The organism is Gabonibacter chumensis (assembly GCF_024741215.1).
GTDB classification, from domain to species: Bacteria; Bacteroidota; Bacteroidia; order Bacteroidales; family Marinifilaceae; genus Gabonibacter; species Gabonibacter massiliensis.
Genome location: NZ_JANSKB010000001.1, coordinates 853179 through 865675, shown reverse-complemented (window position 1 = coordinate 865675; position 12497 = coordinate 853179). Strand labels below are relative to the sequence as shown.

Sequence of the window (12497 nt, the reverse complement as noted above, 5' to 3'; positions counted from 1 at the left end):
TCAATTTTTTAAGTATGAGCAAACTAAAATTTTACGTGTGCATGTTCTTTCTGGCAGGAGCCTTTTTACTCTCTTCCTGCCGGAACGATGATGAAGAGATCATCTCTTCGGTTATCACCCAAGTAGCGCCAAGCGATTCGGTCTCCGGTCCCATCAAAGGATTCTTTCTGTTGAACGAAGGAAATATGGGCAGCAATAAAGCCACTTTGGACTACTTCGACTACACGACCGGAAAATACCATAAAAATATCTTTCCGGAAAGAAATCCTTCGGTTGTAAAAGAACTCGGAGACGTCGGAAACGACATTCAAATTTACGGAAACAAATTATACGCGGTTATCAATGCCTCCAACCTGGTGGAAGTTATGGATGTCAATACGGCCAAGCATATCGGAACAATTTCTATTCCGAATTGCCGATACATCGTATTCGACAAAGGATACGCCTATGTCAGCTCTTATGCCGGAAAAATAGAAATAGATCCTAACGCCCGGTTAGGGTATGTAGCCAAAGTGGATACGGCTACCCTGCAAATACTCGACTCCTGTACCGTGGGGTATCAACCGGAAGAGATGGTCATTGCCGGAAATAAACTATACGCGGCCAACTCCGGAGGGTATCGCTTTCCCAACTACGACAATACGGTATCGGTCATCGACCTGAACAGTTTTAAAGAGATTAAAAAAATTCCGGTAGCCATCAACCTCCACCGAATGAAAATCGACCGGAATGCCAATATCTATGTTACCTCCCGGGGAGACTATAAAAACATACACTCCAACACCTATGTCATCGATCCCAGAAAAGACATCGTCACCGACGTTCTGAATTTCCCGGCAAGCGAGCTATACCTTTGCGGGGATTCGCTTTACGCCTACAGCACGGAATACAGCAAAATCACCGAAAAGAATACGGTCACCTATGCCATATACAATACCAAAACAAAACGTATCGTAACCAGAAACTTTATCAAGGACGGAACGGAACTATCGATAAAGGTCCCCTACTCTTTGGCCGTAGATCCGAGAACCAGAGAGATATACATTTCTGACGCCAAAGATTATGTCACCCCGGGCACTCTGTATTGTTTTACCCCGGACGGTAAGAAAAAATGGGAAGTGACCACGGGAGATATTCCGGCACACATCGTTTTTACCACAAAACCATTGAAAGATTTAAAATAAAAATCGCTCATTATGAAAAAAAACAAATTCTTACTTATCCTCTTGTTATGGGGCCTTTTCCTCGGAACCCTTCAATCCTGTTCCGACGACGATAAGGTACATATCGGTTCTCCTGACGTGACTTTCAACAACGGAAGTGGAGAATATAAAGTCAAAATCGGTAAAGAGATCACGTTAAAAGCAAAAATAAAAGATGCCGTAAATCCTGTCTATTCCTGGAAGATAAACGGCGAGATCGTCTCCACCGATACGACATTCCTGTTCTTCGGCAAGCAAATCGGCGAGAGCTTTGTCAACTTTCGATTGGATGCGGATAACGGAAGTATAGAAAAACAGGTAAAAATCTCCGTGGTAGAGAAAGCCCTTCCCGTGGTCTCCATCAACGGCTCCCTTGCACCGTTTGCCGGGATCGATTATCCGATAGCCCCCGCAGTAGAGAACAGTGAAGGTGCCAGTTATCTCTGGCGAGTAGACGGAAAAATATCCGGTACGGACAGCGTACTCATCTTCAATCAACCCGAAGCAGGAGAATACCAATTGGCTTTGACCGTAAAAAACGAAGACGGAGAGGCTGTTTACATGAATAAAGTGATGGTCTTATCCGTCATAGAAGCACAATTGATCTTTAGCGACGGCCGTTACCGGACTCCCTCGGACAACCGGATTCCCCAATTCACGGTTCCTCAAGGAAGAAAGTTAGTTTTATCTCCGACCACATTCGGTATTTCCCCCAACGCTGTTTATGAATGGAGTGTGGACGGAACCGTACAAAACGAAAAATCGGTATTTTTCACTTTTGAACCTACGCAACAGAAAACCTATCGTCTTAAAGTCTCTGTAAAAGAGGGAGAAAAAACAGTATTTGCAGAAGCCGATATTACCTGTACGGAACCGGAGGAGACCCATCGTCGGACGATCACCGCCTCAAGTTCTGCAAAGGTAACCGACATTTTCGAATATATCCCCGCACCGAATCAATTCAATTCATACCAGATCGGTTCTACTTTCACCCAAGCTTTAAACGATGCCCGTTCCATACTTACCAACGAGAGTTACACTTTCCTCGGGGCTTACGGGGGATACATCGTCATGGGCTTCGACCATAGCGTGGAGAACAAAGAAGGCGAATATGATTTAGAAATTAAGGGAAATGCTTTTTCCGGTAATTCGGAACCGGCTATCGTATGGGTCATGCAGGATGAAAACGGAGACGGACTACCGAACGATACATGGTACGAATTGAAAGGAAGCGCCACCCCGGAACAAACCACCCGCCAATACGCCATAACCTACTATAAACCGAAAGAGGCTCATGCCAACGTAATCTGGGTCGACAACGAAGGAAAAACCGGAAGTGTGGATATCAATAGCTACCACTCCCAGGACTATTACTTTCCGATGTTTATCCAAGGGAACAGCTATACCCTATATGGTACCAAACTGGCTCCCCTTACCGAGAATGTCGGAGGAATCTGGTACAATCGGGATTACGAATGGGGATACGTGGATAACTACGGAACAAATAAAGATTGTTTCGACATCGGTAATGCCGTTCAACGCGACGGAACCCCTATAAAACTAAAATACATCGATTTTGTCATGGTACAAACCGGAATAAGTTCCAAAGCGGAAAGCATCGGAGAACTTTCCACCGAGTGTTGTGCAGCCTACGATTATCACTTAAAGAATAAATGATCATGAATATGAAAAAATGGAATATAACAGGGGCGGTTTTCATGCTCTTTGCCGTACTCGGAATCACGGGATGTAACGACAAGGACGATCCCTTTACCGGAATGGATAATTACATCACCTCTTTTATTTTGACACAAGGCAGTAGCTCTTTAAAAGCAGAGTTGATCAACGACAGTATCATCATCACAGCCCCCGCGGCTCTTTCACTGGAAGGGGCCAAGGCAGAACTGACTTTGAGCGAACGGGCACGTATTACACCCTCCCCGGAAGAGATCGACAAATGGGACGAACAAATGCTTTTTAAAGTCAATGCCGCGAACGGAGAACAAAGAGTCTATTACTATCTGGTAAAAAAAGAACAATCCGTACTGGAAGGAAGCGTACAACTCACGACACAAGAGGAGGTTAATGCATTCGAAACAAACGGAATCACGGCAATCAACGGAAATCTGATCATTGCATCGACTTCCGGCGAAGACTCGATCACCTCTTTAGTTCCGTTACATAACCTTCGGGAGATACGATACGATTTGATCGTCAATGACCGGTATACCGGAAAAGATCTGTTGGGATTAGAGAATTTGGAGAGAGTGGGAGGAGTCTCTATCCAGGCAGGCAAAAACCTGGAACTGATAGAGTTTCCGAACCTGATTTCCGTGGGAAAAGACTTTACGGTAAATCACGCGAAGGTAGAACAAATCGTGTGTCCCAAGCTAAACCGTATCGGACGTCATTTGAATGTTTCAGGAAATTTAGCTCAAACAGAGTTCCCCGCGTTGGAAGAAATAGAAGGAGGCCTGACCTATACCTCTTCAGGTTCTCTCTCTTTGATTCCGACTATCTATTTCCCTAATTTAGTCCGAATCGGAGCCAATTTCTCCATCGAAAAACTGGAAAAGGTGGAGCGGATCGATCTACCCGCTTTAGAAAGGTGCGGAGGAATGTCTATTTTTGCCAATACTTCCAAGGCCACGCTTAAGATATTAAACACTCCCGCTTTACAAGAGGTTTCCGGGACACTGGATATCAGGTATTGTCAAATCCTCGAACTGGAGATGCCCGTACTGGAACAGGTTGCAGAGATCAAATTAAGAAATAACTCCATTCTTGCCTGCAAATTTCCTCTCCTCCGCGAAATAACCGGTAACCTAACCCTCGAAAGCTTGTCCCACCTGGAAAATTTAGACGGGTTCCCGGCTCTGGCATCGATCGGAGGCATATTCACGATTCAGTCCATAACCCATTTTGAAAAATTCGAAGCCCCGGCAACTTTAAAGAAAATCAACGAACTAAAGTTATCTAATCTGAATAATATAACCGAGATCCATATCAAAGGCTTGGACATCGCGACACTCAACCTGTTGAACAAAACATTAGCCACCGCTAAAGTAATCGGAGACAAGGTATTCAACGGTATCCTTCGTCTGGAATGCACCTCCTCTATCTCCCAAACAGATAATCTGTTCCCCTTATTGGAAGGTATAGAAGAGATCGGAGGCTTGGATTTAAACGGATATGCCTTATACAACATCGACGCCCAAGGCATAACCAAAATCAACGGGGATCTTACTGCAAATACAAGTTCACTTAAGACACTAAAATTTCCGCATCTGACAGAGGTATCCGGAAACTTCACCTTAAAGTCAAGCCTGAGTAGCTTAACCGAATTCGGAGTACCCTTGCTTGCAAAGGTCGGAGCAAATTTGAAGATCAACAATTTCTCCAAAAACTTCGCCCTGGAAATACCGGCCTTAACAGCAGTCGGCGGAGATATGACCATCTCAACGGCCGACTATAGCAACTCTTTTGCCTCCATCGAAATGCCGGCTTTAACAAGCATTGGTAATAAACTGACACTAAACACGAGCAGTAGTTATTATACCAATAAGGCATTGACCCATCTGGACGGATTCTCTGCTCTCGCGAGCGTAAAAGAGGTCGAGATCACCAGTCAGGCAGCATTGGTATCATTTTTAGGCTTAAAACAGGCGATTCCGGGCATTTCCAGTTTGAAAACGGAGAAAAACAAGTACAATCCGACACTCGAAATGTTACAAAACGGCCAATGGACAGCACCCAACCAAAATTGAAGTTTAATTCGTAAATGAAAAAGAATATGCAACTGTTATCTATAAAAAGAGTTTTTTTCTTTTTGTTTATCTCGCTTTTCGTGACGAGTTGTAGCGACGACGAAAGTGATTTCACGGGAGGAGACAACTATATAACCTCCTTTCGTCTGAAACAAGGAGAAGCTTTACTGCACACGACAATTCACGGGGACAGCATCAAACTGATCGTTCCCGAAAATTTTACTTTCGACGGCATTTCCGCCGCCATTACGACCAGTGAAAACGCTACCCTCTCTCCGTCCCTTTCGGAAGTCCAGGCATGGAATATCAAACAGACGTTTACGGTTACTTCGTATAACGGGAATAAACGTACCTATACTTATGTCGTAGAGAAGAGATCCGTCGCTCATGAAGGCAATGTCGTATTGGCAACCCAAGCCGATCTGGAAGCCTTCGCCGCACAGGACATAAATGAAGTAAACGGAAGTCTGACCATCGGAGAAGCAGAAGGCGAGGAAACCGTCACCTCTCTGGCTCCCTTGGCCAAACTTCGGAAAGTAAAATACGACCTCATCATTAACTCTACATACGGCGGGACGAATTTAGAAGGATTAGAAAATTTAGAATCGGTCGGGGCCATACGCATCAACAAAGGGACCGGACTGGAAGAGGTAAACCTCCCCCAATTAAAAGATATCGCCCAAACGTTATATGTAGAAAGCAGTCAGAGTAAGATCGTAACCATAAACTTTCCCAAGTTAACCAATATTGGGGGAAGTGTTACTTTGGGATCGCTCTCGACCTTGGAAACCCTTTCAGCACCTAAGGTGGAAAAGATTTGGGGCGCATTGAATCTATCTTCCGATCGTTCTTTGGTCGAACTGGATCTATCCTCGTTAAAAAGAGTCGACGGAGAGTTGAATCTTTCCGATATCAGTAAGATCACAAACGTGGACGGATTGAAAGCGCTGGAATTCATCGGTGGAAAATTCACCCTGGATAACTTATCGGCAGTGGAAAATTTAGACGGATTGAAAGCGCTCTCTTACGTGGGAGGAGATTTTTGGATGTACAGGCTCCCGTTGATTACTCGCCTAAACGGGTTCTCCTCTCTTAAAGAGGTAAGAGGTACCTTAACTATTTACTCCGTACCTTTTGAGTCATTCTCCGATTTCTCCTCATTAAAAAGAGTTCCCCAATTGGCTATCAAAAATAATGATGCCCTGAAAGATGTAAATATTTCGAATTTGGAAAATCTTACTTCAATGGAATTCGAAGGGATAAAAAATGAAGCGACCTTAACCGGTAAAGAAATTTTCCCGGGCTACATCAATGTCACCACATCCAATATCCTTATAAAAGGGATTAAAGAGGTCGACCGATTGAAGTATTACATCAATATACCGGATCAGGACAGAACGTTGGATATTGAAAAAGTAAACGGCGATTTCACGTTATTGGTCTACGGCCTTACAGGAAGCTTCAATTTACCCCGGTTAACGGAAATCGGCGGAAAGCTGGATATCCAAATCCAGAATAAGATCACGCTCGATTTATCCGCTTTGAAAAAATTAGGAAGTATAAAAGCAGAAGGAGTCAACGTCGATATCTTAGCATTCCCGGTATTGGAAACGGTAGAAGGTGATTTCAATATAACCACGGCAAACTATCAAAGCAATATGTCGGATGTTCAGGCTCCCAAACTGCAAAGCGTGGGCGGCCTGTTTGCCTTATGCGGTTTCAGCTCTTACTACAGCAACAAATACATAACCGCCCTAAACGGTTTCAGTTCCTTGAAGAGCGTAGGCAGTATTAAAATTCAACACAACATGATGTTGACCTCATTTAAAGGAATAGAAGGCGTCATCTCCTCTTTGGATGCAGCCCAATGGAAGGTTTCCGGTAACGGATACGATCCGACTTTCCAAGATATGGAAAATGGCTTATGGGATAAACCCTGATAGAAAAGTCCTGCCTGAAAAAACAGGCAGGACAATCACACTATATTTATCTATTTTTATATCTATGAAGATTCATATCCTATTCGTCGGTCTTATTCTTCTTTGTTTTTCCTGCAAAAACCAACCATCCGGTTCGAACGCTACCGGGTCTCCGATCCCTCTGAAATACGCCGAGAATCTCGTGCTGTTCCCGATCGAAGACTACACGATAGTCCAACTGCGTAATCCCTGGGATACTACTAAGATATTACATACTTACATTTTGGTTCCGAAAGAAAAAAAAGTTCCGACTCATCTCCCGGAAGGAACCGTAGTGAAAATCCCGTTGTCTAAGGCGATCGTCTACTCTTCCGTCCATTGCAGCCTGCTTCGGCAATTGGGTTCGATAACAAGTATCGTCGGTGTTTGCGATCTCCAGTATATCAAAATACCGGAAATACAAGAAGGATGTTCCTCAGGGAAAATCGCCGATTTGGGAAGCAGTATGAATCCCGATATCGAAAAAATCATCGACATTCACCCGGATGCCATCTTACTCTCTCCTTTCGAAAATAGCGGCGGCCACGGACGAATTGAAAAATTGAACGTACCGGTCATCGAATGTGCCGATTACATGGAAACCTCTCCCTTGGGACGGGCGGAATGGATGCGCTTTTACGGATTACTATTCGGACAGGCAGCAACAGCAGACTCTCTCTTTTCAGCGGTAACAAAAGAGTATAAGCGATTATGTCAACTGGCCCTGACGGCACCGTCAAAACCCTCCGTTATCAGCGAACTAAAAAGCGGATCGGCCTGGTACGTGCCGGGTGGAAAAAGCACGATGGGACAACTGTATTCGGATGCCGGCGCCCGCTATCTATGGAGCGACGACCCCCGGAGCGGATCCATTCCCCTGGTCTTCGAAGTCGTTTTCGACAAGGGACACGATGCCGATTTTTGGCTGATAAAATACAATCAGCAAACAGACAAGACTCTTCGCGAATTAAAATCGGATTACGCTCCCTACGCCAGATTCAAAGCCTTCAGAAAGAAGAACGTGTACGGATGCAACACGGGTAAGGTCGCTTTTTACGAAGAGTCGCCCTTCCACCCCGAATTATTATTAAAAGACCTGATACGTATTTTTCATCCTGAATTAGTGAAAGATTATCAAGCATATTATTTCCAAAAACTGAAGGAATGAATACCTCACACATGACATCTCCCGGCCGAAAATTCGGAATATTACTAACAGGTACCATCCTCGTGTTGTTGTATGGTAACCTGATCATAGGTTCCGTCCATATACCCGTTGATGCCGTTTGGGACATCTTGTGCGGACAGGAAGTCGAAAAAGCGAGTTGGAGATTTATTATTTGGGAATCCCGCGTTCCCCAATGTATTACGGCCCTATTATGCGGAGCGGCATTAGCGGCTTCCGGTTTGATGTTACAAACAGCCTTCAACAATCCTTTAGCCGGTCCTTCCATCTTAGGAATTACGACCGGATCCAGCCTGGGAGTCGCCCTTGTCATGTTATTGGGAGGAGGCATTATTTCAGCGGGCGTGTTCGATTTATCCGGTTTTTTTTCCGTCATTCTGGGAGCTTTTATCGGTTCCATGGTAGTCATGGGAATGATCCTGTTTTTCTCTACACTGACGAAAAGCAATACCATGTTGTTAATTATCGGTATTATGATCGGCTATATAGCTTCTTCCGTCATTGCCCTGTTGAACTTTTTTGCCACGGCGGAAGGGGTACACTCTTATATTATATGGGGGATGGGAAATTTCAGCGGAGTATCTATGGAACAATTGCCCTTTTTCTCCGCTACCTGTCTCGTCGGATTGCTTCTCTCCTTATCATTGACAAAACCCCTGAATGCTCTTCTGTTAGGTACTCGATATGCCGAGAACTTAGGTATAAACATCCGCCGCATCCGTAATATGCTACTGATCGCTACCGGGCTATTAACAGCAGCCACAACGGCCTTTTGCGGTCCTATCGCTTTTATCGGCTTAGCCGTTCCTCATGTCGCACGACTCCTGTTGGGCACCTCGAACCATAATTCTCTCCTTCCGAACACCATGCTGCTCGGAGGGGCCATTGCCCTATTATGTAATCTGATATGCGTATTACCGGGGGAATCGGGCATCATCCCGTTAAATGCCGTAACGCCGGTGTTGGGAGCCCCTGTCATCATTTACGTCATCATTAAACAACGCAAGATCCAATACTTCAACTAATATGCAAAATAATCCCATCATACGGTCGCGGGACCTGACCATCGGATATAAGAAAGGCCGGAAAGAGACGAATCCAATCCAGCAACACCTCTCTTTCGAACTCCGTAGAGGAGAATTAGTTTGTCTGTTGGGACCCAACGGGGCCGGTAAATCCACGCTTTTACGTACACTCGCATCATTCCAACCCCCATTAACGGGAGAAGTGCAGCTTGAAGGGAAACCTTTATCCGACTATTCGGAAAAAGAGCGTTCCCGAAAAATAGGGGTAGTACTCACGGACCGGACACAGGCCGGAGGATTGACCGTCTATGAATTAATCTCTTTAGGGCGTCAACCGCATACCGGATTTTTCGGACGACTCCATGCACGTGATCATAAAATCATCGAAGAGGCTATGAGTTCCGTGGGAATAGAAAACAAATTCAATAATTATGTTGCCGAACTATCCGACGGAGAACGACAAAAAACGATGATAGCCAAAGCATTGGTTCAGGAATGTCCGGTAATTCTTTTAGATGAACCCACCGCTTTTTTAGACGTAACGAGCCGAATAGAGATCATGCAACTCCTGCATACCCTTGCTTACCGACAACAAAAAACGATTCTGTTATCTACCCACGATATAGAACAAGCCCTTATGCTGGCGGATCGGCTATGGTTGCTATCGAAAACGGAAGGATTGCGTCGCGGGGTAACGGAAGACCTGATTTTCGATAACAGCATGGATACGCTATTCGATCGGGAAAAAATAAAATTCGACCGTGCCCAGGGAAACTATTATCCGCCCATACGGGGAGATCGCCATATCATCGTCGAGGCGGAAGACGAAACCTTAAAACATTGGGCTATCAACGCTTTAAACAGAAACCATTACACCTGTCTTTCCCCTCCCCACCCTTCCACTCTTTACCCGATATTAAAACTGAAAACGGCCCGGGAGATGAGTTTCCTTCCCTCCGGGGGAGAAAAAATCCCCGTACACTCGTTCGAAGAGTTGACCGATCTTTTAAAATCCCTACCCTAATTTAAACCTTCCCGAGAAACGATGGCTCCGCGGAACTCCGAAAACGTCCATCCCATGTTCAAAAAATGAATTTTCATTTTCTTTACCGAGGCTTTTTCATACCCGTAAAAAATCTATCTTTGTAAAATAAATCAAACGAAATCTCCGGAAAAACATCGGGTATAATCCGGATAATATCGAATTCATGAAAGAAAGTTTATTTATTCCGTTATTATTGACTTTACTTGCAGGATTGGCAACCGGTATCGGTAGCCTGATCGCTTTTTTCACCCATCACACGAACAAACGTTTTCTCTCCTTTTCGCTGGGACTCTCCGCGGGAGTAATGATATACGTCTCTTTCGTGGAAATCTTCCAACAGGCGGAAACTTCCCTTACGGCCGAGTTAGGTTCAAAATACGGTATGACCATGACGGTCCTCTGCTTCTTCGCGGGAATGTCATTGATCGGTATCATCGATCGTCTGGTACCTTCCTTTGAAAATCCTCATGAAGTTCGTTCCGTAGAAAGCATGGATACCCCTCCCCCCAAGGATACAAAATTGATGCGCATGGGACTGATGACGGCCCTGGCCATCGGCATCCATAACTTCCCGGAAGGTATCGCTACTTTCACGGCTGCAGTGGAAAGCCCGACTTTAGGAATTGCTATCGCCGTCGCCATCGCCATCCACAATATCCCGGAAGGTATTGCCGTTTCCGTTCCTATTTACCATGCAACCGGAGATCGTAAAAAGGCATTTCGTTATTCCCTTCTGTCCGGCCTGGCGGAACCGACCGGTGCTCTTCTGGCTTATTTAGTACTCATGCCCTTTATGTCGCCCGTCCTGATGGGATGCATCTTCGCAGCCGTCGCAGGCATCATGGTCTTTATTTCCATAGATGAATTACTTCCTGCTGCCCGGGAATACGGAGAACACCACATCTCCATTTACGGACTTATCTCCGGGATGGGAATCATGGCCTTAAGTTTAATTTTATTGGCATAACCAAAAAGATATGGAACATACGCACGAACATCACCACCATAAAATCACCAGTCTAAATAAAGCTTTTATCATAGGGATCACGTTAAACACGGCTTTCGTGGTCGTTGAATTCGTTGCCGGATTCTGGTTTAATTCTTTGGGCTTACTCTCGGATGCGGGACACAACTTAAGCGATGTCTTCAGTCTTGTATTGGCCATGCTGGCTTTCCGGCTTTCCCGCGTACAAGCCAATACCAAATACACGTACGGCTACAAAAAAAGCACGGTCTTAACCTCCCTTTTAAATGCCGTCATCCTGTTGATTGCCGTAGGCTTCATCTTGGGAGAAAGCATCAACAAACTATTCCACCCTCAACCGGTCGACGGAGACGCCGTCGCCTGGGTTGCCGGAGTCGGAGTAGTCATCAATGGGATCACGGCCTGGTTGTTTATGAAAGATAAAGAAAAGGACCTGAACGTAAAAGGAGCTTATCTACATATGGCAGCAGATGCCTTGGTCTCCATCGGTGTTGTGGTCTCCGGATTGATTATCGCCAACACGGGATGGAATATCATCGATCCGCTTATCGGGATCGGAATTGCCGTCATCATCGTTTATTCCACCTGGGGACTGCTGCGAGACAGCATTCGCTTGTCCTTAGACGGGGTTCCCGCCGGAACCGATTACAGGCAGGTCGAAAAAACCATTGCCTCTGTTCGCGGGGTAAAAGGATTTCATCATTTGCATATCTGGGCTTTAAGCACGACAGAAACCGCTCTTACCGTACACGTCGTCATCGATGACATGTCCCAAATGGAAACCGTAAAATGCGATTTAAAACATGAATTGGAACATATCGACATCATTCATGCCACGTTGGAATTTGAAGCACCGGGATCTCATTGCAAGGATTGCCCAAAAGAATATTCAGACTAAAATGTTTCCCAAAAATGAAAACTTTATCAAATAAATATCATACAAAATTTCCCCATTCATATACACAAATAACTTAATATAAGTTTATTAACAATATATCTCACTCAGAATTATTGTTAAAAATAAAAATTACGATATATCCTATCTTATTTTTACTTACTTTCGTCATGCATTCGGTTCACGTTTGTGATTAATAGGGAATCCGGTGAAAATCCGGGACTATACCCGTAGCTGTAAGCTTTTTTTGTTTTTCGATCAAGAGATCCACTGTCGGGTAACCGATGGGAAGGAGGTCGAAAATAGCGAGTCAGAAGACCTGCCGATTGCGATATATCCGTAACTTTCGGGTGAAAAGTGAGGAGAAGGCTTGCCTATCAGACTATTCTCATTTTACCCAAGGTTATAGTAAATTTATTTATTCATTACTAAAA

At 44.8% G+C, this 12497-nt stretch carries 9 protein-coding genes and 1 riboswitch; all 9 genes read left to right on the top strand.

What is annotated here, in order from left to right; translation table 11 throughout:
* Positions 1-14 precede the first annotated feature (14 nt).
* The 9 genes from NVS78_RS03770 to NVS78_RS03730 all read left to right on the top strand — a co-directional run bounded on the left by NVS78_RS03770 (position 15) and on the right by NVS78_RS03730 (position 12066).
* Positions 15-1184, top strand: coding sequence for a YncE family protein (locus tag NVS78_RS03770; RefSeq protein ID WP_286357990.1), 1170 nt, complete (start codon positions 15-17; stop codon positions 1182-1184).
* 12 nt (positions 1185-1196) lie between these two features.
* Positions 1197-2879: a PKD-like domain-containing protein gene (locus NVS78_RS03765; RefSeq protein ID WP_286357989.1), complete on the top strand. Its 1683-nt coding sequence runs from the start codon at positions 1197-1199 to the stop codon at positions 2877-2879.
* Between the two features lie 8 nt (positions 2880-2887).
* Positions 2888-4969 carry a hypothetical protein gene (locus NVS78_RS03760; protein WP_286357988.1) on the top strand — a complete coding sequence of 694 codons (2082 nt, stop codon included), beginning with the start codon at positions 2888-2890 and terminating at the stop codon, positions 4967-4969.
* A gap of 26 nt (positions 4970-4995) precedes the next feature.
* A complete protein-coding gene (locus NVS78_RS03755; RefSeq protein WP_286357987.1) occupies positions 4996-6909 on the top strand; it encodes a hypothetical protein in 1914 nt (637 codons plus the stop codon).
* 64 nt (positions 6910-6973) lie between these two features.
* Positions 6974-8095, top strand: coding sequence for an ABC transporter substrate-binding protein (locus tag NVS78_RS03750; protein WP_286357986.1), 1122 nt, complete (start codon positions 6974-6976; stop codon positions 8093-8095).
* Entirely contained in the window at positions 8092-9138 is a 1047-nt protein-coding gene (locus NVS78_RS03745; protein WP_434802117.1) for an iron chelate uptake ABC transporter family permease subunit, read from the top strand. The genes NVS78_RS03750 and NVS78_RS03745 overlap by 4 nt, the downstream gene beginning before the upstream one ends.
* Position 9139: 1 nt before the next feature.
* Complete coding sequence (locus tag NVS78_RS03740; RefSeq protein WP_286357985.1) at positions 9140-10162, top strand: ABC transporter ATP-binding protein; 1023 nt, start codon at positions 9140-9142, stop codon at positions 10160-10162.
* A 184-nt stretch (positions 10163-10346) separates the two neighbouring features.
* A complete protein-coding gene (zupT, locus tag NVS78_RS03735; RefSeq protein ID WP_059027020.1) occupies positions 10347-11150 on the top strand; it encodes a zinc transporter ZupT in 804 nt (267 codons plus the stop codon).
* Between the two features lie 10 nt (positions 11151-11160).
* A complete protein-coding gene (locus NVS78_RS03730; RefSeq protein ID WP_286357984.1) occupies positions 11161-12066 on the top strand; it encodes a cation diffusion facilitator family transporter in 906 nt (301 codons plus the stop codon).
* A 157-nt stretch (positions 12067-12223) separates the two neighbouring features.
* A riboswitch (cobalamin riboswitch) is annotated at positions 12224-12404 on the top strand.
* Positions 12405-12497 lie beyond the last annotated feature (93 nt).

Bases quoted from the DNA above. Each gene is read 5' to 3' on its own strand.
- NVS78_RS03755 (WP_286357987.1), top strand. From the start codon at position 4,996: ATGCAACTGTTATCTATAAAAAGAGTTTTTTTCTTTTTGTTTATCTCG.
- NVS78_RS03740 (WP_286357985.1), top strand. From the start codon at position 9,140: ATGCAAAATAATCCCATCATACGGTCGCGGGACCTGACCATCGGATAT.
- NVS78_RS03770 (WP_286357990.1), top strand. From the start codon at position 15: ATGAGCAAACTAAAATTTTACGTGTGCATGTTCTTTCTGGCAGGAGCC.
- NVS78_RS03760 (WP_286357988.1), top strand. From the start codon at position 2,888: ATGAAAAAATGGAATATAACAGGGGCGGTTTTCATGCTCTTTGCCGTA.
- NVS78_RS03745 (WP_434802117.1), top strand. From the start codon at position 8,092: ATGAATACCTCACACATGACATCTCCCGGCCGAAAATTCGGAATATTA.
- NVS78_RS03765 (WP_286357989.1), top strand. From the start codon at position 1,197: ATGAAAAAAAACAAATTCTTACTTATCCTCTTGTTATGGGGCCTTTTC.
- zupT (WP_059027020.1), top strand. From the start codon at position 10,347: ATGAAAGAAAGTTTATTTATTCCGTTATTATTGACTTTACTTGCAGGA.
- NVS78_RS03750 (WP_286357986.1), top strand. From the start codon at position 6,974: ATGAAGATTCATATCCTATTCGTCGGTCTTATTCTTCTTTGTTTTTCC.
- NVS78_RS03730 (WP_286357984.1), top strand. From the start codon at position 11,161: ATGGAACATACGCACGAACATCACCACCATAAAATCACCAGTCTAAAT.